The 23,998-nt window shown below is 67.6% G+C and carries 20 protein-coding genes and 1 pseudogene; 12 read left to right on the plus strand and 9 right to left on the minus strand.

Annotation, left to right across the window (positions count from 1 at the left end):
• Nucleotides 1–8: 8 nt before the first annotated feature.
• Nucleotides 9–1,226: a CaiB/BaiF CoA transferase family protein gene (locus tag LY41_RS20530; protein WP_308292284.1), complete on the minus strand. Its 1,218-nt coding sequence runs from the start codon at nt 1,224–1,226 to the stop codon at nt 9–11.
• A 173-nt stretch (nt 1,227–1,399) separates the two neighbouring features.
• On the opposite strand from LY41_RS20530, the gene LY41_RS20535 reads away from it, so the two are divergent.
• Nucleotides 1,400–2,596: an acyl-CoA dehydrogenase family protein gene (locus LY41_RS20535; RefSeq protein WP_253865819.1), complete on the plus strand. Its 1,197-nt coding sequence runs from the start codon at nt 1,400–1,402 to the stop codon at nt 2,594–2,596.
• Nucleotides 2,597–2,720: 124 nt separating this feature from the next.
• Here LY41_RS20535 and LY41_RS20540 read toward each other — a convergent pair.
• Nucleotides 2,721–3,041 (minus strand): annotated as a pseudogene (locus LY41_RS20540) (CoA-transferase); the annotation flags it as partial.
• Nucleotides 3,042–3,152: 111 nt separating this feature from the next.
• Between LY41_RS20540 and LY41_RS20545 the strand changes: the two are divergent.
• The 6 genes from LY41_RS20545 to LY41_RS20570 are packed head-to-tail and all read left to right on the plus strand — an operon-like array spanning nt 3,153 to nt 9,779.
• Complete coding sequence (locus LY41_RS20545; protein ID WP_253865820.1) at nt 3,153–4,601, plus strand: APC family permease; 1,449 nt, start codon at nt 3,153–3,155, stop codon at nt 4,599–4,601.
• 29 nt (nt 4,602–4,630) lie between these two features.
• Nucleotides 4,631–5,413, plus strand: a complete 783-nt coding sequence (locus LY41_RS20550) for a gamma-glutamyl-gamma-aminobutyrate hydrolase family protein (protein ID WP_253865821.1) — start codon at nt 4,631–4,633, stop codon at nt 5,411–5,413.
• On the plus strand, nt 5,410–6,180 hold the full coding sequence (locus LY41_RS20555) for an SDR family NAD(P)-dependent oxidoreductase (protein WP_253865822.1): 771 nt from the start codon (nt 5,410–5,412) through the stop codon (nt 6,178–6,180). Before LY41_RS20550 ends, LY41_RS20555 begins: the two co-directional genes overlap by 4 nt.
• Nucleotides 6,177–7,547, plus strand: coding sequence for a glutamine synthetase family protein (locus tag LY41_RS20560; RefSeq protein WP_253865823.1), 1,371 nt, complete (start codon nt 6,177–6,179; stop codon nt 7,545–7,547). The genes LY41_RS20555 and LY41_RS20560 overlap by 4 nt, the downstream gene beginning before the upstream one ends.
• Before the next feature lie 5 nt (nt 7,548–7,552).
• Complete coding sequence (locus tag LY41_RS20565; RefSeq protein WP_253865824.1) at nt 7,553–8,995, plus strand: aldehyde dehydrogenase family protein; 1,443 nt, start codon at nt 7,553–7,555, stop codon at nt 8,993–8,995.
• 22 nt (nt 8,996–9,017) lie between these two features.
• Nucleotides 9,018–9,779 (plus strand): FadR/GntR family transcriptional regulator, encoded by a 762-nt coding sequence (locus tag LY41_RS20570; RefSeq protein ID WP_253865825.1) that lies wholly within the window; start codon nt 9,018–9,020, stop codon nt 9,777–9,779.
• A 235-nt stretch (nt 9,780–10,014) separates the two neighbouring features.
• Here the strand turns inward: LY41_RS20570 and LY41_RS20575 are convergent, their stop codons facing one another.
• The 3 genes from LY41_RS20575 to LY41_RS20585 form a co-directional block, all read right to left on the minus strand.
• Nucleotides 10,015–11,055 (minus strand): Glu/Leu/Phe/Val family dehydrogenase, encoded by a 1,041-nt coding sequence (locus LY41_RS20575; protein ID WP_253865826.1) that lies wholly within the window; start codon nt 11,053–11,055, stop codon nt 10,015–10,017.
• A 106-nt stretch (nt 11,056–11,161) separates the two neighbouring features.
• Nucleotides 11,162–12,544, minus strand: a complete 1,383-nt coding sequence (locus tag LY41_RS20580) for an SLC13 family permease (protein WP_253865827.1) — start codon at nt 12,542–12,544, stop codon at nt 11,162–11,164.
• A gap of 166 nt (nt 12,545–12,710) precedes the next feature.
• Entirely contained in the window at nt 12,711–13,688 is a 978-nt protein-coding gene (locus LY41_RS20585) for an MBL fold metallo-hydrolase (RefSeq protein ID WP_308292285.1), read from the minus strand.
• On the opposite strand from LY41_RS20585, the gene LY41_RS20590 reads away from it, so the two are divergent.
• Nucleotides 13,609–14,613 carry a LysR family transcriptional regulator gene (locus LY41_RS20590; protein WP_253865829.1) on the plus strand — a complete coding sequence of 335 codons (1,005 nt, stop codon included), beginning with the start codon at nt 13,609–13,611 and terminating at the stop codon, nt 14,611–14,613. The genes LY41_RS20585 and LY41_RS20590 overlap by 80 nt on opposite strands.
• 73 nt (nt 14,614–14,686) lie before the next feature.
• On the opposite strand, the gene LY41_RS20595 is transcribed toward LY41_RS20590, so the two are convergent.
• From LY41_RS20595 to pdhA, 3 genes are read right to left on the minus strand one after another with little or no spacing between them, the layout of a single operon-like run.
• Nucleotides 14,687–16,030, minus strand: coding sequence for a dihydrolipoamide acetyltransferase family protein (locus LY41_RS20595; RefSeq protein ID WP_253865830.1), 1,344 nt, complete (start codon nt 16,028–16,030; stop codon nt 14,687–14,689).
• Nucleotides 16,027–17,013 (minus strand): alpha-ketoacid dehydrogenase subunit beta, encoded by a 987-nt coding sequence (locus LY41_RS20600; RefSeq protein WP_253865831.1) that lies wholly within the window; start codon nt 17,011–17,013, stop codon nt 16,027–16,029. Before LY41_RS20600 ends, LY41_RS20595 begins: the two co-directional genes overlap by 4 nt.
• The gene (gene pdhA / locus LY41_RS20605; protein WP_253865832.1) at nt 17,013–18,089 is read right to left on the minus strand and encodes a pyruvate dehydrogenase (acetyl-transferring) E1 component subunit alpha; all 1,077 of its coding nucleotides are present in this window, start codon (nt 18,087–18,089) and stop codon (nt 17,013–17,015) included. Before pdhA ends, LY41_RS20600 begins: the two co-directional genes overlap by 1 nt.
• Before the next feature lie 160 nt (nt 18,090–18,249).
• Between pdhA and LY41_RS20610 the strand changes: the two genes are divergently transcribed.
• Entirely contained in the window at nt 18,250–18,702 is a 453-nt protein-coding gene (locus LY41_RS20610; protein ID WP_253865833.1) for an Lrp/AsnC family transcriptional regulator, read from the plus strand.
• Between the two features lie 95 nt (nt 18,703–18,797).
• Here the strand turns inward: LY41_RS20610 and LY41_RS20615 are convergent, their stop codons facing one another.
• On the minus strand, nt 18,798–19,346 hold the full coding sequence (locus tag LY41_RS20615; protein ID WP_253865834.1) for a GbsR/MarR family transcriptional regulator: 549 nt from the start codon (nt 19,344–19,346) through the stop codon (nt 18,798–18,800).
• Nucleotides 19,347–19,483: 137 nt separating this feature from the next.
• On the opposite strand from LY41_RS20615, the gene LY41_RS23945 reads away from it, so the two are divergent.
• From LY41_RS23945 to LY41_RS20630, 3 genes are read left to right on the plus strand one after another with little or no spacing between them, the layout of a single operon-like run.
• Nucleotides 19,484–21,049 (plus strand): GMC family oxidoreductase, encoded by a 1,566-nt coding sequence (locus LY41_RS23945; RefSeq protein ID WP_253865835.1) that lies wholly within the window; start codon nt 19,484–19,486, stop codon nt 21,047–21,049.
• Between the two features lie 32 nt (nt 21,050–21,081).
• Entirely contained in the window at nt 21,082–22,506 is a 1,425-nt protein-coding gene (locus tag LY41_RS20625) for an aldehyde dehydrogenase family protein (protein WP_253865836.1), read from the plus strand.
• Entirely contained in the window at nt 22,503–23,630 is a 1,128-nt protein-coding gene (locus LY41_RS20630) for a M20 family metallopeptidase (protein WP_253865837.1), read from the plus strand. The genes LY41_RS20625 and LY41_RS20630 overlap by 4 nt, the downstream gene beginning before the upstream one ends.
• Nucleotides 23,631–23,998 lie beyond the last annotated feature (368 nt).

Raw genomic sequence — 23,998 nt, forward strand, 5'->3', positions numbered from 1 at the left:
TGGCCAGGTCACCTTGGCTTCGAGATCGCGTCCGCGGTGACCGCGCCGGATGAACCCAACGACTCGATCGCATCCTCAGAATAGCCCAACTCGCGCAGGATCCCCACGGTGTGCTCACCGACCGCCGGTGGCGATCCGGCTTCGGTGACCGGCCAACTCGCCATCCGGAATGGCAGGGTTGGTGTGTGAAAGCACTCGCCGGCAACGGTTCCGGCAACCAGGTGGCCACCCTCGGTGACGTCCGGGGCCTGTATGACTTCCTCGTGGTCACGCACGGCGCCGGCGACCACACCGCCGGTGGACAGCAGCCGTACGGCTTCCTCACTGGTGTACGAGCCGAACGCGTCGCCGAGCACGCCGGCCAGCTCCTCGCGATTCGCTACTCGCGCCGCGTTGTCGGCGAACCTCCGATCGTCGACAAGGTCGAGCCGGTCGATCAGCGCACAGAGCTGCCGCCAATGCTTGTCGGTATAGGCGGAAAGCACGATCTTTCCGTCACTCGTGCGTACGAGGTCGGCGGCGGGAGCGAGCGTGGGCTGACCGTTGCCCTTACGCCGTGGCAGGTTGCCCGTTTGCTCGTACTCGGACCATACGGTGCCCTGCAGGTGGATCGCTACGCCCAGCAAGGACAACTCGACATGGTCACCCTCACCGGTGCGCTCCCTGCGAAAAAGCGCGGCCAGCACCGCCTGCGCGGCGTTGGCCGCCGCGGCGGCGTCAACGAGCACGAACCCGACTCGCTGCGGGTCGCCCTCGGCCTCGCCGGTGACGTTCATGATTCCGCTCTCCGCCTGTGCTGCGATGTCCAGCGCGGCGCGCTCCCGAGATGGGCCGTTCACGCCGAACCCACTGATCTCGACGTACACCACTCCGGGATTGAGCCTTCGTACATCTCGCGGCCCGAAGCCGAGTGCGCGCATCGCACCCGGACGCATGTTCTGCACCACGACGTCGGCCTCGGCCACCAGCCGCCAGGCCACGGCGGCACCTTCCGGATTCTTCAGATCCACCGCGATCGAGCGTTTCCGTCGGTTGTAACAACGCATCATCGCCTCGCCGTAAGCACCGATACCGCGTGCCGGATCGCCGCCTGGGCTCTCCACCTTGACCACATCGGCGCCGAGGTCGGCGAGTACCTGCGCCGCGCCGGGACCGGCGACGTACTGGCCGAAGTCCACCACCCGCACCCCTGCGAGCGGACCTGCGGTGCTGTCCATAGCCACCATCAAACCTTGGTGACCGCCCACGGTCCAAGAACGATTTCCGGCCGATTCGATAGCCCGCCCCTATCTGTCGACATAGGCGGTGCCGGTCAGAACGGTCACGATCCGGTCTTGGACTCGACCGCTCGAGAAGCAGTTGAATGGTCCCAGCACCAGAGGACACAGGAGGTAGCGTCGTGATCCGGGATCCTGAGCAGTTCGACCGATTCCTCGGCGATGTAGCCGAGTTCGTACGGACCCGGTGTATTCCGGCCGAGGAGCGCACCGAGCGGGAGGAAGCGGTCCCCGAGGATGTGGTCGAGCGGATGCGCGACGCCGGCTACTTCGGATGGTCCATTCCCGAGACATTCGGCGGTGCCGGCCTGACCACAGAAGAACTGGTCTCGGCCGCGTTCGAGTTGTCCCAGAGCGCACCCGCGTTCCGCGCGCGGGTCGGCACCAACACCGGTATCGGCTCGGAGGCACTCGTTTCGCACGGCACGGAGGAGCAGCGGAGGCGCTACCTGCCGCGGCTGGCCACCGGAGAGATCACCGGCTGCTTCGCGCTCACCGAGCCGGGCGCGGGTTCCGACGCCACCGCGCTGGCGACCACCGCGACCCGTATCGGTGACGAGTACCTACTGAACGGTACGAAATGCTTCATCACCAACGCGCCGATCGCCGACCTGTTGACCGTTTTCGCGCGTACCAGTGGCGGGCCGCGCGGCGCGGAGGGCATCTCGGCGTTTCTGGTCGACCGGAACACGCCAGGCCTGTCCCTCGGCGCGCCGTACGACAAAATGGGCCAGGCGGGCTCTCCGGTCGGCGAGGTTCACCTCGATGACTGCAGGGTGCCCACCGACGCACTGCTCGGCGGCAGCGAGGGAACCGGGTTCGAGGCGGCCATGACCACCCTGACCAAGCAGCGCATCCACCTGGCCGCGCACTGTGTCGGCGCGGCCACCCGGATTCTCGGCGAGGCCGTCGACCACGCGGCCGTGCGCGAGCAGTTCGACCGGAAGCTGGCAGATTTTCAGCTGGTGCAGGGCATGATCGCCGACTCACGGACTGAGATCTACGCGGCCCGCAACATGGTGCTCGACGCGGCACGCCGCCGTGATCGTGGCGAGGACGTGCGGATGGAAAGCTCCATGAGCAAGTACTTCGCCTCGGAGATGTGTTCGAGGGTGGCCGACCGCGCCGTGCAGATCCTCGGTGGTTCCGGCTACCTGCGTGAAACCCCGGTCGAACGGTTCTACCGCGACGTACGACTGTTTCGGATCTACGAGGGCACCAGCCAGATCCATCAGGTGACCATCGCGAAGCTGACCCTTCGAGAGGCGGAGGCGGCAAAAGCCGACACGAGGCGAGACCAGCGGGCGGTCGGGGTCTGACCCGCACTACCGGGTAGCTCACCTCGGCCAGCCGACACCGTGCACGAAACGTCTGCGGGAGCGCGGTGTCACGATGCACGACAGCCAGGGGCAGCACCATCAGCGGAGCGTTCGTCGCCCCGCCCATACCCTCGATCATCTTGGCGGGTACGGCCCAGTTGGCAAGGCCACCGTTCGATGCCACCTGCAACGCGCCGAGGACGGCGACATCGAGCTTGCCCGCGCGAATCTGCCCGAACGAGGCCGACCTCCCGAAGTGCGCCGAACCCGCGTTGACGGTGACCGTCTCCTTGCCCGCGTTGATCAGATCCGTGTCGATCTCGTCCTCGGTCGGCGCCTGACTGGAGGTCCGTCGTGGCGGATGACGGTCGGTGCCTCGTCCCACTGCATGAGAGTGACGCGCTTCTCCTGAACGTTCGACGCACTTCGGCTGAGCGTCGGCCATCACGAAAAGGCCCCATATAACGATTAGGTCAACTTCATTCAAGTGGGTGTTCACTCCCTATGGGCGAATGGTCTGGTTATTAGACCAAGCATTCCCTGAGGAGGTTCGCCGATGAGCGTCCAGGGCGAAGACCGGCTGAGCGGCACCCTCGGCCCATACGCAGTGACCTTCATGGTGATCGCGTGCGCTGCACCGCTCACCGTGGTCGGCGGCATCATGCCGATCGGCTTCCTGGTCGGTAACGGTGCCGGCCTGCCGGTGATGTTTCTGGTGGCCACCGGCATTCTGTTGCTGTTCTCGGTCGGCCTGATGGCCATGAGCAAGCGCCTGCCGCACGCGGGCGCATTCTTCACCTACATCTCGCACGGCCTCGGCCGTGTTCCGGGAGTCGCCGCGGCCTATCTCGCGGTCCTCTGCTACACGACCATCCAGGTCGCTGTCTTCTCCTACTTCGGTGCGACGGTCACGTCGAGCATCGTGTTGCTCGGCGGCCCCGACATCCCCTGGTGGATCGCCACTCTCGCCTGCGTGGCCGTCGTCGCCGTACTCGGCTACCGGCACATCGAACTGAGCTCGCGAGTGCTGTTCGTGGCGCTGATGGCGGAGATGGCGATCGTCCTCGCGCTGGCGGCATCGATCACGATGACGGGCGGTGCCGAGGGATTGTCCTTGAGCCCGTTCTCGCTCGAGAACATCCTCTCCGGGTCTCCGGCTCTCGGGCTCATGTTCGCGATATCGGGCTTCATCGGCTTCGAGTCGACGGTCGTCTACCGCAGCGAGGTACGCGACCCCGACCGCACCATCCCACGGGCCACCTACGGCTCCGCACTGGTCATCGGCATCTTCTACGCGTTGGCCGCCTGGGCGATCGTGATGGGTGTCGGCCAGTCCCGGCTGACTGAGGTCGTCGGCGCCGACCCGGCCACCCTCGTTGCCAGGGTCACCGACCGCTACTTGGGCCAGGTCGGCTCGGCCGCAGTCGGGGTGCTGCTGATCGCCAGCATGTTCGCGGCCGTTCTCGCGCTGCACAACGTTCTGACCCGTTACTTCCACTCGATGAGCCGGGCAAGGCTACTGCCATCTGGCATCGGTGAAGTACATCCCCGGCACCGTTCGCCGCACCGCGCCTCGCTGCTGCAAATCGGTATCGCCACCGTCGTGATCGTGCTCGACACGGTCGCCGGATTGGCACCCGAAACGGTGTTCACCTGGTTCGCCGGGATAGGAACGCTCGCCATCGTCGTGCTCATGACGGTCACCTGCCTCGCGGTCGTCACCTATTTCGCACGCTCAGCGGTGCCGCCCAGCCCGTGGCAGGGTTACGTGGCGCCGCTCGCCGGCCTGGGAGGCCTCGGCGTGGCCGCGTGGCTGATCGGCAGCAACTTCCCCCTACTCGTCGACGACGTCGACGCGGCGGGCAATCCCGCCTGGGGCGCCGTGAGCTATGTGCTGCTCGCGGTCGTCATCCTGGCCCCGGCTCTCGGCACGGTGCAGGCCTTATTGGTGCGGGCACGAAACCCCGAGGCTTTCACCGGGATCACACAGAAACTGGACCACTAGAGACGCGAATGACACGGGAACTCGATCCAATGACTCCGACTCGGTACGTCGCTCCCACCGCGGGAAGCCCGCTCATCGGGCTGACCGGCCGCCGGAAGCGCGCGGCGATCATGGCAGCTCCACAGGGGTTCGCCGATGCGCCCATCGACGTCTACTTCGCCGAGTTCGCCACGTCGGTGCAGGGTGCGGGTGCGCTCGCCGTGCACCTGCCACTCGACGGCGACGCCAGGGCGCTCGTGGCGCGCATCGACGGGCTCGTCTTGGTCGGCGGGGACGACGTCGACCCGCGCCGGTACGGCCAGTCGCCGGGTCCTTTCACGACAGTCGTAGACCCGGCCTGCGACCAGTTCGAGATCGACCTCGTCGTCGCGGCGCTGGAGCGGGACATTCCCGTTCTCGGAGTCTGCCGGGGCCAGCAGATCCTCAATGTGGCGCTCGGGGGAACGCTGCAGCAGCATCTCGAACTCGGCGAGGGCGAATCGCACGGCTCGTATGCCTACCCGCGTGCGCATCGGGTGCACGACGTGGAGTTCACCGAGGGCAGCACGCAAGCGGCCGTCTACGGCACGCGAACCAGGGTGAACTCCTTCCATCACCAGGCGGTCGACCACCCCGGCGACGGCGTGACCGTCGTCGGGCACGCACCGGACGGGACACCCGAGGCCATCGAAGTCGCGGGCACGTCAGCGATCGGGGTGCAGTGGCATCCCGAGACCTTCGGTGGAGACCCGATTTTCGAGTGGCTCGCCCACACCGCGTCCGCGACGGCACAGTCCACCCGCGACGACAACACACAGGAGGTCACACGATGAGCGAACGGCATGCGGGCCGATCCGTTTTCATCACCGGCGCAGGCGGCGGTATCGGCCGAGAGACCGCACTCCGCCTGGCGGGCGAGGGTGCCAGAGTAATGGCAACCGACGTCAACGGCGATGCTGCAAGGGAGACCGCCGACCTCGTCAAAGCCAAGGACGGCACGGCGCTCTCAGCCACCGTCGACGTGCGCGTGCGCTCCGACATCCGGGCCGCCGCCGAGGCCGCCGTCGAGGCATGGGGTTCGCTCAACCTGCTTGTCAACAACGCCGGCCTGGTGACCCCGCACTCATTGAGTGACCTCACCGAGGACGCCTGGGACCTGGTGCTCGACGTCAACCTCAAGGGCCAGTTCCTGGTCGCGCAGGAACTGGCGCCGCGCCTCGGTGCCGCGGGCGGCGGCGCGATCGTCAACCTCTCCACCGTCGAGGCGTCCGTCGTCGTGACCAGTGGCAGCACCGCGCAGCCGCACTACAACGCGAGCAAGGGCGGCGTACCCATGCTCACCAAGGCACTCGCCGTCGAGCTCGCTGCCCAGAACATCCGCGTCAACTGCGTCGCGCCGGGCCCCATCGCGACGGACTTCTTCTCCTATGAGGACGTCACGAGCTCCGAGGCCATGGAGTTCATGGGACAGCGCCTCCTCGTGAACCGGGTCGGAACGCCTGCCGATGTGGCGTCGGCTGTCTCGTGGCTGCTCTCCGACGAGGCGGCCTGGATCGACGGCATCGAGTTGCCGGTGGACGGCGGGTGGTTGACGCGATGACTTATCTCCTCGATCCGGACCAGCTCGAACGAGAGGGCATCCACACGGTGCTCGTCGCGACCCCGGACCTACAGGGCCGACTGGTAGGACGGCGGATTCCCGCAGAGCGCCTGCCCAGCATCATCGAGTGCGGCATCGAGATCTGCACCTGTGCATGGGCCTGGGACGTCGAGCAGTCCTTCGACCTCATCGGAGCAGGCGTCCTCGCCGTCTGCAGCATGCACAACGGTGCACCCGACGTGGCGCTCGTCCCCGACGTCGGCACGCTGCGCAGGGCCGCGTGGCTCGACGGGGTCGCCATCTGCCTCGCCGACCCCGTGTGGCCGGGGACCGGCGAGCCGCTCGAGATCTCACCGCGCGTGATGCTCAAGAAGGAACTCGCCCGATATCGGAGCATGGGCTACTCGCCGCAGGCGGGTACGGAGCTGGAGTTCTACCTGTTCGCGAACAACCCTCGTGCGCTGCGCAAGAGCAGCTTTCGGGAGGACCTCGACCCGACGACGCTCACCCCGAGCGATTTCACCATCCACGAGGGCAACGGTTACGAGCCCTTCTTCCAGAAGCTGCGGCGCAACCTGCGAGAAAGCGGCATCGAGATGGAGGCAGGGCAGTCCGAATGGGGAACCGGGCAGTGGGAAATGACCTTCGCCTACGGGGAGCCACTTGAGATGGCCGACCGGCACGCCCTCTACAAGCTCGCCGTGCGCGACAGCGCGGTGGCAGCGGGGCTGTCGGTGACGTTCATGGCGCGCCCGCTCAACGACCAGCCCGGCTCGTCCTGCCACGTGCACCTGTCGTTGCGCGACGACGCGGGCCGGCCCGTCTTCTGGGACCCCGATGCCGAGCACCACATGAGCGGCACACTGCGCTCGGCCGTCGCCGGGGTTCTCGAACACACTCCCGCGTTCATGGTCTGGTACGCGCCGACCATCAACTCCTACCGGCGCACCAATTCACAGGAGATCGCGGGCTACGGCCGGACATGGGCGGTACAGAACCGCTCGGTCTCGGCACGGGTCGTCGGGCACACGTCGGCCGCCTTGCGTTTCGAGTACCGGATACCCGGCGCCGACACCAACCCCTACTTGACACTGGGCGGTGTGCTCGCCTCCGCGCGCGACGGCATCGAGCGTACGGCGAAGCCTCCCGCGATGACGGTGGGCAACGCCTACGACGGCGACGTCGACGCAGCCATGCCCACGCAGCTCGCGGAGGCCGCAGGAATGTTCGCGACGTCCGACTTCGTCCGTCGGCTCATCGGTGAGGAGAGCACCTCGCATTTCCGCCACCTCGCCGAGCTCGAGTGGCGCGTCTACCAATCCACGGTCACGCAATGGGACCTGCAACGCTATTTCGATCGGATCTGACAAGCATGCCCTTTCCCGCACCGTCCACCTGGATCAACGGCCGCGCCGAGCAGAGCCACATCGACGACGGCGCCTCGCTGCGTGACCCGAACACCGGCGCCGAACTCGCCTCCAGCCGATCGTCGTCGAGCGAGCAGATCGACCGGGCCGTGGCTGCCGCGAGCGGTGCCCACGCCGACGGCCGCTGGTCGTCGCTCGGCGCCGAGCGACGCGCGCCGTTGCTATGTGCCCTTGCCGACGGCCTCGACGCCCGCGCCGACGAGATCGCCCGCCTCGACGCGCTCAACTCGGGTGTGCCGATCTCGGTGACCCGGCTGTTCGCCTCCAGTAACGGCGACACCGTGCGCTCCGCCGCAGACCGTGCGCTCGCGCTCGGTGACGCCGAAGCCGTACCGGCCGACGGAAGGGACGTGCGCATCCACCGCGTGCCATGGGGGCCCGCCGCCCTGCTGATGCCGTGGAACGCGCCGTCGGCGATGGCCGTCAAGAAGCTCGGGTTCGCGCTCGCGGCGGGCGCGAGCGCCGTCATGAAACCGTCACCGGCCTCGCCGTGGAGCGCACTACTCGTCGCAGAAGCGGCGGCCGAGGCCGGTCTTCCTGAAGGCGTCGTGAACCTGGTCCTCGGTGGAGCTGAGGCAGGAGCCCAGCTCGTCGAAGACCGGCGGATCGCCGCGATCTCGATGACGGGTGCCACTCCGACCGGCCGTGCGATTGCAGCCGCCGCCGCACCCCGCTTCACCAGACTGCGTCTCGAGCTCGGTTCGAACAACCCGGCGATCGTGTTACCGGACGCCGACATCGAGGCCACAGCGCGGGCGCTCGTGGCCGGCGCCACGAAGCTCTCCGGTCAGTGGTGCGAGGCACCGCGGCGGGTCCTGGCCGCAAGTGCGGTGCACGATCGTCTCGTAGAGGCGCTGCGCACCGAGCTCGCCACCCTGCGAATCGGCTCGAGCCTCGACGACACGACGACGCTCGGACCGGTCGCCTTCGAGGGGCGGCGACGGGAGCTGACCGCGCAGCGGGATGACCTCGCGGCCCGCGGCGCCACGATCGTCGAGGTGGGAACGACGCCCGACGAAGGCTTCTTCTTTCCTCCGACGCTCGCCGTCGGCGACGACATCGAGCCGGACTCGGAGATCTTCGGTCCCCTACTCGCGGTCGAAGCCTTCGACGCGGTGGAGGATGCGGTGCGCCGTGCGAACTCCGGCCAGGTGGGGCTCGCCGGATACGTCTTCTCCGACGACATCGATGCGGCGAGCTCGCTCGGCGCCGCGCTCGTCGCCGGCGAGGTGAAGGTCAACGGCACAAGCGTGCTGGACATGTCGCCGCACTCGGCACAGAGCTTCTTCGGCAGCTCCGGCATCGGCGGGCACGGCGACGCTGAACTGCTAGAGTTCTTCGTCGGCAAGAGGATCGTGGGAACCGACGCGCCAGGTCTTCCCCTCTAGTTCCGATCGAGGTGTGAGCGTGATGAGCAAGCGGTCCGGTGACGCCTCAGTCACATCGGGCAGCGCAGCCGCGTCGGAAACCTCGGCCGCGTCCGCGCCCCCACGGGCGATTTCCGGTTACCAGGCCATCGTCGATCACCTCCGAAGGGAGATGACGCTGGGACGGATCCGGCCCGGTGATCGCCTCCCCCCGGAGCGGCAGCTGGCTGAACAGCTCGGCGTCGCGAGGGACACGCTGCGGCAGGCGCTGCGGATCTTGGAAGGCAGTGGACAGATCGCCATTCGCCGAGGTTCCCACGGTGGAGCGTTCGTGCAGGCCTCGATGATGGAAGCGTGGCGGATCCGCCAGGACATCCGCGAGCGGGCGAGCGACATCGTGGCGCTCCTCGAATTCCGCGCAGTGATCGACAGTGCCGCGGCACGCTTCGCCGCCGAGCGGCGCAGTGACGAGGAGCTCGCCGCGATGGAACAGGCGCAGGCCGAACTCGAGGCGTCGGAGGCACTGCACGACTCCCGCGACGCGGACACGGCGTTCCACCTCGCTGTCGCACGCGCTTCCGGGAACCACGAACTCGCGGTGGCCGTGGAGGATGCCAGGGTCAAGATGTTCGCGCCGGTCGACCTCTTGGGCTTCCAGTTCCTCAAGGAGTCCTGTGTCGAGGGGCACGCGCTCGTGCTCGCCGCGATCCGGGAGCGCGACCCGGACAGGGCAGCGGCGGAAATGACCCGGCATCTGGCCGCCACCAGAAACGAATTCGAACTGATTCTCACCGAGGGCCTGTGATCAGGGACGCCGGGTGAGACGTCGCAGTCATTCCTGGCCGAAGCATCGGCGGCATGGGACGTATTCGTCGCTCCCTCGCGTTGCACCTGCGGCCAACAGTGGGACAGCCCGGCTGAAGCATTACCAGCCAAGTTCCACGAGGCGTCCTCGACATGTGTCGGACGGGTTGTCGACAGATCGCCTGGGAATGCCGCGTCGGGCGGATCGGCCCGATCCGCTCCCCCGATCGCACGCGTCAAGCCTGAATGCGTTCGGCGGCTCCGGCCGTCGCGGCCTGCAGTGGGGTGATTCGCCGTTTGCGGGCCGAGGCGAACACCTCGTCGAGCGCCTTCTCGATGAGGACGGTGCGCGCCATCACGTCGGATTCCGACCAACCGAGTACCTCGCGGCCGACCAGGTGGAGCGCGCCGCCGCCGTTGGCGACGAAGTCCGGAGCCACAATGATGCCCCGGTCGTGCAGCGTCCGTTCGGCCCCGTCGGTAGCCAGGATGTTGTTCGCAGCCCCGGCCACCACGCGTGCAGGGAGTGTGGCGGCAATGTCGACGTCGATCACTCCGCCGGTGGCACACGGGACGAACACGTCGCATTCGGTCCGGGTGACCGCCTCGGCGGAAACGACCGTCGCTCCCGCCACCGTGTGGGGTTCGCACCTCCCTTCGTCGACGTCGGTGACGAGCAACCGTCCACCGGCCTCTGCGACCAGGGTGGCCACCCGCGAGCCGACCGCGCCGAGACCTTGGACCAGGACCCGCAATCCCTCCAGCCCTGACTCTCCGGCCTCGCGGACCGACGCCCGGATCGCCGAGAACACGCCCTGCGCCGTGGCTTCCGCACTCGACCCCGGGCCACCGGCCTCCACGGAGCGGCCGAACGCGAACCTCGTCGTGCGCGCCAGGACGTCCATGTCCTCCGAACCGGTGCCGACATCGGGCCCCGTCCAATATGACCCGTTGAGCAGTTCGAGGTTCCGCGCATGGATCGACAGGATGTCGCGCCACTGTCGATCGCTGAGCTCCGCACGCGGCCCCGGCAACATGATCACCGATTTTCCACCGCCCATCGGCAGATCAGCGGCCGCCATCTTCAACGACATCGCCCGCGCCAAGCGACGCGCGTCGGCCACCGCCTCGTCCACCGACGGGTACGTCATGGCACGAGTTCCACCCGCTGCCGGTCCCAGTGCCGTCGAATGGAGTGCGATCACGAAGCTCGCACCCGTGCGCTCGTCGTGACGCACGCACGTCATCTCGCCATCCCACAGCAACGTTTCAATCATGAATCAACCTCCGCGGCTTATCGGTTATCGGCCCATCCAGCAGCGGGGGACCGGCCACAGTTCTTCAGTCATCGCCCGGGCTAGGTAGTGACGGTGAAAACCGGAGTCACGGAGCCCACACGAGTACTGCCCACGTGACAACCGGGGCAATGATCACCATCCCGACGGCCCACACGATCAGCTTGCGGAACATTCCCGGCTGGTCCTCAGCACGAACATTGCCGATGAGCAGCGCTCCGAACAGGTTCAGTGGATTGGCATCGACCAGGTAGGCCGAGCTGGTCAGAGTGGTGATCGAACCGAACAAGGACAGCGACGGGTCGGCCCCCAGCACCGGCGTCACGAGAGGCACGGTCGTCGCGACGGTCCCGGCGGAGGAAGCGAACACGGATACGAGACCCGTCATGAGCGACAGAAGCAGTACTCCGACCTTTGGACCGCCGATCCCCGTGAGCGTGTCGCTGATGATGTCGAAAGTACCGATCTCCTGCATGACCGTGATGTAGGTCAGGATGCCGGCCAGCATGAAGCAGGTTGGCCAAGCGATCTTGTTCACGTAGTCCCGATCTTTGCCGGGCGCGAACGACAGCATGAGTACGGCGCCGATGCTCAGGGCGAGCAGGCCCGGGTCGAGGTCCGACACGATGATCCCGACAGCCAGGGTCAACAGGCCGAACAACGTCGCCCATCGGTACACGACCTCCCTGCGAGACACCGGCTCGAGGGTCGCGGATTCGGCAGGTCCGGTTACAGCCACGGCTGCGCCGCCGGGGTCGCGTACTGATGACGCAGCACCGCTGCCGTCCGAACGCGCCTCGGTATTGAGCCCGCGCCCGAGATCGACCTCCCCCTCCTCCGGAGTTTCGCTGCCGCCTGCGCGGGAGTGACGGCGCCGGCGGAACCCTCCGAGAAGGACAAACACGACGGCGGCAATGACGGTGTTGAGTACGAAATGGGCAGCGAAAAGACCGAGGGCACTGACGGTGAGGCCCTGACTCTCCAGGATCCTTGTCACTGTCACGCTGTACAACGCGATCGGCGAGAAGTACCCCGCCTGCACTCCGCAAAGTGTCACCATGGCCGTCATGAACGGATCGAGGCCGTATCGGTAGGCGCACCGGATCGCGATGGGGATCATCAGGGTCACCGTCGCAGCGGCGATGGGCCCCGTCGCACTGATACCGAATCCGATGAGAAATAGCAGGCAGGGCAGGTATCTCGTCCTACCGTTCAACAGCCTGACTCCCCTGTCGAGGAGCCAGTCGATGGTCCCGTTGACCTGCGCGATGGCGAACAGGTAGGTGACTCCGACGATCACCAGGAAGATCGCGACCGGAAATCCGGAAATGACGTCCTCGGTGCTCAGGCCACCGCAGATACCGACAAGCAGCGCACCCGGAAATGCCAGCGTTCCGATGTTGATGTGCTTCCAGGACCCCAGGGCGAACATGGCCGCCAGAACGAGTAATGACAGCAGGGTAGTGCTCATCGTGAAACCTCGACATCCTTGTCGGCGTGGCTTCTTCCGGGGCGATCGTTCGTGACGGTGAACTACGGGCTACACAGCGACGAGGTCACCGTCGGAGGCACCGGGTCGTGTGCGTGGAACAGGGATTTGCGACATCTGACCCGGACCGGGTGTGTGCCGCTCCGGGTCAGATGTCGACCGCGAGTCCTTCTTGCGCGAAGACCACAGTTCCGTCGAAGATCTCTTCTGCGATCCGGACGGCTTTCTCCGATGAGTTCGGCCTTGCCATGCTGGGGGTCGCGTGTACGAGGACCAGTTGCTCGACGCCTGCCTCGGCAGCGATCTTGGCGGCGTCGGCTGGCCCGCACATGTTTCCGACCATGCCCTCCGCGACACATTCGTCAACCTGCTCATCTCCGTCGGGGTGGTCCCAGCAGCAGCAGAGGAGCGTGTTCGCACCACGGGCAAGCTCGGTGACCTCTGCGCATCGCGCGGTATCTCCCGTAATGACCACCGAGCCCGTCGGCGTGTCGAACCGATAGGCCAGCGAGTCCAGGTACGGCTGAACGTGCGAGGCACGTGCCGTGGTGACCGTCCAGTTCTCCCGTTCGGCGACGTCACCCGGCACCAGATCCTGCGCCGACCAGGTGGGCCACGGACGCGGGAGCTCCCCACCGCGCGTCGTGTACACCCTTTGACTCGCCGGATGCTCGATGCGGGCATGGATGTCGCGTCGGAACACCCCTTCCGTACCTATGAGCTCAGCAACGATCGCCGACGTCGGCTGCGGGCCGAAGACCTCCAGCTCCGAGGTGTCCGGAGTGGACTGGTCCCAGCGGACGAGCAAATAACAAGGAAGGTCCACATTGTGGTCGAAATGGTGGTGTGTGAGAAACACCGATGACACATCGGTCGCCGACAGGCCTGCCTTGGCCAGTTTATGGGTGGTGGCAGGGCCACAGTCGACCATGACCAATTCGCCACCGAGGTCGATCACATAGCTACTGCCGAACCTGTCGGGCGTCGGGGTCGGCGTTCCGGAACCGAGGACGTGAACTTTCGCCATTGCCCGCTGTCTCCGTTCGATGAAGTCGGTGGTTTCGGTTGTCCCCATTAGCGGCGACGAAGAACGTGGTGTCCACGACCGTGAGACTAGTAGTCTCATAGATATGGCCTATGATTTGAGCCAAGCTGGCAGTGACGCGCGTCGATTGGCGTACTTCCTTGCCGTCGTCGACGCGGGCACGCTGACCCGTGCCGCGCAGCAGCTGCACATCGCTCAACCGTCGCTGTCGCTGGCCATTCGGGATCTCGAGCAGGACTTCGGCGCACCCCTGTTCAACCGGATCGGCAGAAAATTGGTGCTGAACGAGACGGGGCAGGCCCTGGTGGCCATCGCGCGCCAGATCGTCGGAGGCCTCTCCGGGGCCAGAGAAGCCGTGGCCGCGCGCACGAGCCTCGACACCGGAGAGGTGACCGTCGCCGCTCCCCCATCGCTGGCGATGGAGCCCCTGGCACCTGCGATCGCGGACTTCCGCCGGCGCTATCCCGGGGTTCGCATCACTATCCGAAGCAACCCGCCGGGAACGGAAGGCGAGCTCGTCGCCGAGGGACAGGTCGACCTCGGGTTGGCCATCGGGGGCTCCGACGGCGAGCGGGACGATGGTCTGCTTCAGCAGCCCGTCGGGGTGCATGAGGTCGTCGCGGTGCTTCCGCCGGGCAGCGTCCCCAGCGCGTCCAACGCGTTGACCAGCGCGGAACTGGTGAAATGGCCGCTCGTGGTCACCGAGCCGGGCAGCAGGCTCCGGGCGAGAGTCGACCAGATGATCAACGACGGCCTGCGAGTGCGGATAGCCGCGGAAGTCGCCTACCGAGAAGCCATGATTCCCCTCGTACTCGCCGGAGTGGGTGCGTCGATTCTGCCGTGGTCGGTCGGGCGGCTGGCCGGACAGCTCGGGGCGGTGGTGGTCGGCCTCGAACCTCCGATGCTCAGCCCCATGATGCTCCTGCACCGCCAGGAGCCGAGCGCTGCCGCGGCTGTGTTCGCCGACACCCTTACCGGCATGTATCAGGACATCCGGTCACGGTGAAACACCGGACCGACGGACGGCAGCTCTGTGGCGTCGTCCGCCGACGACCGTGCCGTCGCCACAGAGCCTGCGCTCACAGCTCGGCCAGCGCGGATACCGGTGACTCGATCGCGTCCGCGACGAAGCGGAGGAATCCACCCGCGGTGCCGCCGTCGCAGACGCGGTGATCGAAGACGAGCGACAGTTGCACGATGTTGCGCGGCACGACCTCGTCGTCGACGACCCACGGGCGGCGGATGATCCGTCCCATCCCGAGGATGGCCACCTCGGGATGGTTGATGATCGCCGCGCTGCCGTCCACGCCGAGCACGCCGTAGTTGTTCAGCGTGAACGAGCCGGTAGTGAGCTCGTCGGGCTGCACCGATCCCTCGCGCGCGGACGTGGTCAGCCGCCGGATCTCGGCGTCCAGTCCCCGCATGCCGAGGCGGTGCGCGTTGCGGACGGCCGGAACCATCAGTCCGCGGTCGGTCTGTGCTGCCAACCCGAGATTGATCCCGTCGAAATGGGTGATCTCCTGCCGCTCGGTGTCCACTCGCGAGTTCAGTTCCGGGAATCGGGTCAGTCCTGCAACGACGAAGCGCGCCACCATGGCGAGGATGCCCGGCGCCGGTTCCGGATGGTCAAGTGTCCGGCGCAGTTCGAGCAGCGCCGTGGCGTCCACGTCCACCCACGTGGTCGCTTCCGGTATCTCGCTGCGGCTTCGGCTCAGCGTGTCTGCGACGGCCTTACGCAGCCCGGTCAGTGGCACCCGGGTATGGATCGGGAGTCCGGTCCGGTCGTCGGTGTCCGCATCGACGGGTTCAGCGTGCGGCGCTGCCGGCCGGACCGACGGTTCGGCCGACTGTCCCGCCGCCTCGACGTCGCGGCGGGTGATCAGCCCGCCGGGACCGGTTCCGGCCACCGTGGTCAGCTCGACGCCGCGCTCGCGAGCGAGCTTGCGCACGATCGGGGATTGCACAGGTCGCCGCGGCGCGGGCGGTGCGGCCGTTGACGCCGGTGCGCCAGCAGCATCAGCGGGAGCTGACGGTTGCGGCGCAGGTTCACGTTTCTTCGCGGTACGGCGACGTCGTCCGGGGCCGTTGCCGGTGCCGTAGCCGATGAGCACATTGCCCGATCCGGCCCGTTCTTCCTCCACGTACCGGTCCGCGTCCGCCGAGTCGGCTTCGCCGACGGTGGACGGGACGTCGACCGTGATCAGCGGCCGGCCGACCTGCACGGTGGCGCCCTCGTCGCCGTGCAGCTGCGTGATCCGACCTTCGAACGGTGAGGGAACCTCGACCGAGGCCTTCGCCGTCTCGACTTCCGCCACCGGGGTGTCTACAGCGACGACGTCGCCCACCGTCACGAGCCACTGCAGCAGTGTCGCCTCGGTCAATCCCTCTCCGAGGTCGGGCAAGGTGAACACTTCTTCGCTCACAGCTGCTCCTCCCACTGAAGCTCGTCGACCGCATCGAGAATCCGCGCGGTGTCCGGCAGGTGAAAATGCTCGAGTTTCGGCGCGGGGTAGGGAATGTCGAACCCGGTGACCCGCCGAACCGGCGCTTCCAGGTAGTGGAAGCAGTGCTCCGTCACGCGCGCCGCGACCTCCGAGGCGACCGATGCGAAGCCCGGCGCCTCGGCCACCACGACGGCTCGGCCCGTGTGCTTGACCTGCTCGCACACGGTGTCGTCGTCGAACGGCACGATCGACCGCAGGTCCACGACACCGAGGTCACGTCCCTCGGTCGCCGCCTCCTCCGCTGCGGCGAGCGCGACGGGGACCGAGGGGCCGTAGGCGATCAGCGTGGCGTCCCGGCCCTTGCGCGCCACGGCCGCGCGGCCGATCGTCGAATCGGCCGCGGCGAGATCGACCTCGTCGTTGCTGAAGTAGTGCCGCTTCGGCTCCAGATACACGACCGGGTCGGGCGACTCGATCGCGGCACGAAGCAGCGCGTAGGCATCGGTGTTGTTGGCCGGGGCGACGACCGTCAGTCCCGCGGTATGGGCGTAATAGGCCTCCGACGAGTCGCAATGGTGCTCGACGCCCCCGATCCCGCCCGCATACGGAATCCGGATGACCATCGGCAGCCGGAGCGTGCCCCGCGTCCGGTTGCCGAACTTCGCGACATGACTGACGACCTGCTCGAACGCCGGGTAGGCGAAGGCATCGAACTGCATCTCGACAACCGGACGCATGCCGTTCATGGCCATCCCGGCGGCCATGCCCACGATGCCCGACTCGGCAAGCGGAGTGTCGAAACAACGGTCCTCACCGAAGTCGCTCGTCAATCCCTCCGTCACGCGAAAGACGCCGCCCAGCGGACCGACATCCTCGCCGAACACGACCACCGAATCGTCCGCGGTCATGGCATCCCGCAACGCACTGTTGATCGCCTGCGCCATGGTCATCTTTGCGGTCATCACGCCTCCTCGACGTCGAACTCGCCCTGCAGCGCGGCCCGCTGCTGCACGAGCTGCTGCGTCGGCGTGGCGTAGACATGCGCGAACAGCTCATCCGGGTCCGGGGCGACGTCGACGCCGAGCCCCTCCCGCACCCGAGCGGCCATGCGGTCGGCGTCGGCGGCGAACTCCGCCTCGATGTCGTCGTCGAGCGCACCCACCCCGCGTAGATAGGCAGACACGCGGGTGAGCGGGTCCCGCCCTGCCCACTCGTCGACCTCGTCAGTGGTCCGGTAGCGCGTCGCGTCGTCGGCGTTGGTATGCGCCTCCACGCGGTAGGTATCGGCTTCGACGAGCGTCGGACCGCATCCCCTACGCGCCCGTTCGACCGCTTCGCCGAGCACTGTGGACAGTGCGCCGAGGTCGTTGCCGTCGACGCGAACACCCGGCATGCCGTAACCGACGGCCTTCGACGCCAAGGACGGTGCTACCGATTGGCGTGCGAGCGGAACGGAGATTGCGTACTTGTTGTTCTGCACGAAGAACACCACAGGCGAGGCGAACACGGCCGCGAAGTTGCAAGCCTCGTGGAAATCGCCCTCGCTCGTCGCTCCGTCCCCGCACAGCGCCATGACAACGGTGTCCTCGCCCTTGAGCCGCGCCGCATGAGCCACCCCGACGGCGTGCAGCAACTGGGTCGCCAACGGTGTGGCCTGCGGAGCCACGCGATGCCGTGCCGGGTCGTAGCCGCAGTGCCAATCGCCCTTCAGCATGCTGAGGACGTCGACCGGGTCGACACCTCGCGCGGCGATCGCGACCGCGTCCCGATAGGTCGGGAACAACCAGTCACCTTCGGACAGTGCCGTGGCACAAGCGACCTGGCATGCCTCCTGGCCCCGCGACGACGGGTAGACGGCCAACCTGCCCTGCCGGACGAGCGCACCGGCCTGCTCGTTGAGCCTGCGGCCGTGTACGAGCTGCCGGTACCCCGCCAGCAGCGCAGTCGAATCGGGTCGCTCGGTCCCGTCGACGAGCTCGCCCGCTTCGTCCAGGACCCGCACCGTGGCGACCGCCGCGTCAAGCTGGTCGATACTCATTCCACTCCTCAGCCGCGAGACAAACGTATCGAGAGCGTGGCAGCATGGCGTGCCAGATGACTACATATGACGAAGAAGTTGAGATGGTCGTCTTTCATAGGCGGCACTCGCGTGCCAACTGGCACACATTTCGCTCAGCCGACCACGGGAAATGAGACCATTGGACACCGACATCGATGAGACAGACCGCCGCATCGTCGCCGAACTACAAGCCGACGGCCGGTTGTCCGGCCGAGCACTCGCCGAACGGGTCTCCATTTCCCGCGCCAACGCCTACACACGCCTCGAACGGCTCGTGCAGAACGGCGTCATCACCGGATTCACGGCCACTGTGGACCCGACGAAACTCGGACTGACCACCTCGGCCTACGTCACCCTGACCGTCCGACAGAACAGCTGGCGCGACCTGAAGGACCGGCTACGTGCCATCCCCGAGGTCCGTCACATGGCGTTGACCGGCGGCGAGTTCGACGTGATCCTCCTGATCAGAGCAGCCGACAACGACGCACTCCGCCGCGTCGTACTCGAGCAACTGCAAGCCATCCCCGGCGTGCTCGGCACCCGCACCTTCCTGATCTTCGAGGACGACACCAACCACCGGTCGGCCGACTGAGTTCGCGTGGAGGAACGGCCGTTTCCGAGCTCGAATCCGGGAGTGTTGCAAGCCCCTTGCGGCCGTCGCAGCCGACGATGCAGGGGTATCCGACCTCACCGCGCAGGTTCTCCGCCCTCTCCCCCCGCAGCGCGACCTCGAGCACCTACTTGGTCAGGGTCGCCGTGCTCGCGGAGCGCCCTGTACTCACCGAGGAGCGTTTCGAGGCGCTGCACCATGAAGGTGTAGAACTCCTGCATATCGCGTAGACGTGCGCGCTGCCGCTCGGGCAGCGCCGCGTCTCGTGCCTGCGCGTTCTCCGCCAGTGCCAGCAGATCGCTCGTTCCCTGGATCTGGTGCTGCAAGCAGCCGATCCAGGCATCGTCGCGCCACTCGTACACGTACCGGCGAGACCCCGGTTCCTTGAAACGCCGGACGGTCCCGCTCAACACCAGCAGCCGCGTCGTCTCGGACATCGAGCCCTTGCTCGCATGAAGAGCATCTTGGAGCTGCGTCATCGTCATGGGGCTCTCGCTGAGCATCAGCACCCCCGCGGCACGCCCGGCCATCGGCGGCCAGCCCATTGCGCGCCCGATGTACAGACCGAAGTCGTCGATCAGAGAGTTGGCATCGTCGGGAGGACCGTCGCCGGCACGGCTGGACACCACCGAAACTCCAATCGGTCAATCAGAAATGAAAATTCACTATTGACTGAACGTCACGCGGGGGGAAAGTATACGGTCCAGCAACGGTCCGGAGATCCCCGGGCTCGTACTCCTGATCCGAACACAGGAGGTTCACCGTGACAGACCCGGGCTGGGACATCATCGTCGTAGGAGCGGGCTCCGCGGGCGCGGCCCTGGCGGCTCGCTCGGCCGAGCGCGGCAAGCGCGTCCTGCTCCTGGAGGCCGGCCCCGACTACCGGACGGCGCAGCTGCCCGAGGCGTGGCGGTCGCCGAACCCCGCCCGCGCGCTGATGGATCCCACCGCCGTGGCGGGCCTGGTCTGGGAGGGCGTCAACTCGGCTCGGACGGACAAGCAGCCCCAGGCACCGTACTGGCGCGGCCGGGGCGCGGGCGGCAGTTCGGCGATCAACGGGCAGATCGCCATTCGCCCGCCGATGGAAGACTTCGAGGACTGGGCCGCCGCCGGATGCGCCGGCTGGTCGCCCGAGGACGTCCTGCCCTACTTCGCCAAGCTCGAGGACGACGAGGAGTTCGGGGACGAGCCCTACCACGGGCGCGGGGGACCGACGCCGATCTTCCGGACGCCGCAAGAACGGTGGGGCGGGGTGGACGGCGCACTGTCAGCGGCAGCCCAGGCGGCCGGGCACCCCTGGGCGCCGGACGTGAACGCGCCCGGCGCGGCCGGAGTCTCGCCGTACCCGATCAACTCGCGCGGCGGCCGCCGGGTCACGGTCAACGACGGCTACCTCGAACCGGTTCGGTCGCTGGCCGGGCTCTCCGTCCGCGGCGACGCGCTGGTCGACCGGGTCGTCGTCGAGGGCGGCCGGGCCGTCGGCGTCCGCGTGATCACCGGCGGCGCGGCGACGACCGAGTACGCCGACGAGATCGTGCTCAGCGCCGGTGTGGTCCACTCACCGGCGATTCTGTTGCGCTCGGGCATCGGCCCGGCTGCGGACCTGCGCCGCCTCGGTCTCGCGGTCCTGGCGGACCTCCCGGTCGGCCGCGGTATGCAGGACCATCCGATGATGGTCGTCGGGCTGCCGCTGACCGCGGAGGCCGCGATCAAGACCGACGACGACCGCCACACCAACGTCTGTGTCCGCTACAGCAGCGGTGCGCCCGGCGCCGCCTCTCACGACATGATGTTGGTGTCACTGAACATGAACGTGCTGTCCATGGCCAGCGCTGACACGCGGTCGCCGATAGGCGGCTTCGGGGTGTGGCTCAACCACAACCACTCGCGCGGAGTGCTGACGCTGACCTCCACCGACCCGCAGGCGCAGCCCGAAGTCCGGGAGCGGATGCTGTCGGACGGCCGCGACCTCGCCCGACTGCGCGACGGTGTCCGCTCCCTGGCGGAGCTGGCCCGCGGTCCCGAGGCCGCGACCGTCGTCGACGGGTCGGTCGAGGACGCCAACAGCGATCTGTTCGCGGTGCTGGACAACGATGCGGAACTCGACGACCACCTGCTGGCGACCGCGGTGGACGCCCAGCACGGCACCAGCACGTGCCGAATGGGAGCGGCCGAGGACGACTCCGCAGTGGTCGACCCCTCCTGCCGCGTACGCGGGGTCGAGGGGCTTCGCGTGGTTGACGCATCGATCTTCCCGTCCGTCCCGCGGGCCAACACCAACGTGGCATCGATCATGCTCGGCGAACTGATGGCCGACCGTCTCGGCTGACCATCCGCCGACACGGCGAAGGAGCACACCCTGTGAAGACCCTGCAGAACCTGATCGGCGGACACTGGCGCGACACCCGCGGCGAGGCGTTCCACGACGTGATCGACCCCGCCACCGAGGAGATCACGGCCCGTGGCCCCAGCGGATCACCTGAGGACGTCCGCCAGGCAGTGGGAGCGGCTGTCGAAGCACAGCCCGCCTGGGCGGCGCTACCCGTGGCGGAACGCGTAGCCCGGTTGACCAGGTGGGCAGACACCGTCGCCGAGCACGCACCCGAGCTGGCGGAGATCGAGTGTCGCGAGATGGGCAAACCCGTCTCCCTCGGCACCGGCTTCATCGGCGCCGCCGCGCAGCTGTTCAAGACCGTCGTGGCCGAGGCCCTGGACTACCCGTTCGACAAGACGGTTGCCGGGCCGGCCGGGAGCAGCACCACGCTCCTGCGCCATCCGCTCGGAGCCGCCGCCGTCATCGTCTCCTGGAACTTCCCGGTGCCCATGACGCTCGGCGCGATCGGCCCGCTGCTCGCCGCGGGCAACACCGTCGTGATCAAGCCGTCCGAGCGATCGCCGATGTCGGCGGCGCGGCTGCTGGAGCTGGCCGATCTGCCACCCGGGACGGTCAACCTGGTGCACGGCGACTCCCGGGCCGGTGTCCCGCTCGTTGCCGACGAGCAGATCGGACTGGTGCACTTCACCGGCTCGGTCGAGGCAGGCCGGGAGGTCGGCCGGGAGAGCGGAGCGCTGCTGCACCGCTCGATCCTCGAACTCGGCGGAAAGGACCCCGTCGTCGTCGACGCGGGCGTCGACCCGGCCGCGACCGCCGCCGCGGTCGCGTTCGGCGCGTTCGCCAACTCCGGCCAGATCTGCACGTCCATGGAACGCATCTACGTGCACCACGACATCGCTGAGGAGTTCATCAACGCCCTCGTGGACGTCGCGGGGACGTACACCCTCGGAGACGGGCGCGACGAGACCACCGTTCTGGGCCCGCTGGTGGACCAGCGGCAACGCGCCATCGTGGCACGCCATGTCGCCGACGCGGTCGAACGCGGCGCGACCGTCCGCACTGGCGGGAAGGAGCTGGGTGGCAAGGGCTTCTTCTACCCCGCCACCGTCCTCACCGACGTGGACGACTCCATGCTGGTCATGAACGAGGAGACCTTCGGCCCCCTCGCCCCGGTAATGGTTGTGTCCTCCTTCGAGGAAGGACTGGCAGAAGCGGCCAAGACGCGCTTGGGGCTCGCCGCCACCGTGTACACCGCCGACCCCGAGCACATGGTCGCCGCTCGACGCATCCCCGCCGGGGTCGTGTGGGTGAACCAGTGGCAGGGCGGCGGTCCCGAGATGGTGTACGAACCGGCCGGCGACAGCGGCATGGGCGCCACCGGGTCCCGAGCCGCCTACGACGCGGCCACCCGCCCAGCTTCCATCCACACTGCACCGACGGAGGACGCATGACGGCCGACACCAAGCAGTACGCCGCCGACGCGGTCGGCGCTCGGCGCGACCGGCTGATCGAGCTTTCCCATCGCATCCACGCCCACCCGGAACTCGCATTCGAGGAGGAGCGGGCGAGCGCGTGGGTGGCGGAGGCTCTGACCGTGGCCGGTTTCGAGGTGGAGCACGGCTGCTACGGCCTTCCCACCGCCGTCCGCGCGACCGCCGGAACGGGTCCACTGCACATCGGGATCTGCGCCGAGTACGACGCCCTCCCCGATATGGGCCACGCCTGCGGCCACAACATCATCGCGGCCGCCGCGGTCGGGGCCGGATCGGCGCTCTGCGGGCTTGCCGACGACCTGGGGCTGACGGTGACCGTCCTCGGCACCCCGGCGGAGGAGGGCGGTGGAGGCAAGATCCTCATGCTCGAACGCGGCGCGTTCGAGGGGATGGACGCGGCAATGATGGTCCATCCCGGCGCAGTGGAGACGGCCGCCATGCCCGGCCTTGCCGTCTCGCAGTTCGAGGTCGCCTACCGCGGGAAACCCGCGCATGCGGGGGCATATCCGCAGCACGGCGTCAACGCCGCCGATGCGATGACCGTCGCGCAGGTCGCAGTCGGACTTCTGCGCCAACAGACTGGCCCGGACGACCGCATCGCCGGCATCGTCACGGAGGCCGGCACTGCGGCGAACATCATCCCCGACGCAAGCCGCGGAGGGTGGATCGTCCGATCGTCCACCCTGGAAGCCCTCTCCCAGCTCAAGCAGCGCGTGCACAACTGCTTCGAGGCCGGAGCTCTGGCCACCGGATGCGAACTGACCACCACACCGATCTCCCTGGACTACGCCGACCTGCGGCCCGACGCGACCATGCTCAACATGTACCGGGCCAACGCCGAGGCGCTCGGGCGTACCTTCCCGGACTTGTCCGGCGGCTCGCCGGCCGGCGCAGCAACCGACATGGGCAATGTCTCCCACGTCGTGCCCACTATCCACCCGATGCTGGGGCTGGACTGCCTGCCCGCAGTGAACCATCAACCCGAGTTCACTGCGGCCTGCATCACCCAGGCCGCCGACAAGGCCGTGCTCGACGGCGCCACCGCGATGGCATGGACGGCGATCGACCTCGCCCGCGCCTGATACGTCAGCCAGTGCCCTTATACGGGCGACCCGACCGGGGCGTGTCCCGGTGCCATCGCTGTCCTGGTCGAGAAGCGTCAGCAGCGCATCGACCGGCGCACGGCTGGTTCTGCGAGCGTCAGGAACCTTCGGCAACGAGGCTCCAGACATTGGTGCGCGGCGAGCGGACAGAGGATCCGCGGCTGGTTATCGGACGAGGTCGGAGGATAGCGCCTGGTGGTTCGTCCGGCGCGATACGTCGCCCCAGGATGCACAATTGGCATCCTGAGTGCGATCGACAACCGGCATGACCCCGCTGCCCGGTACGGCACCACACCGACGGCGGACGGTAACCGGCAAGACGACATACGGCTTCGCGCCAGCTGGAA

The sequence above is a fragment of the Prauserella halophila genome, from assembly GCF_024171895.1.
Lineage (GTDB): Bacteria > Actinomycetota > Actinomycetes > Mycobacteriales > Pseudonocardiaceae > Prauserella > Prauserella halophila.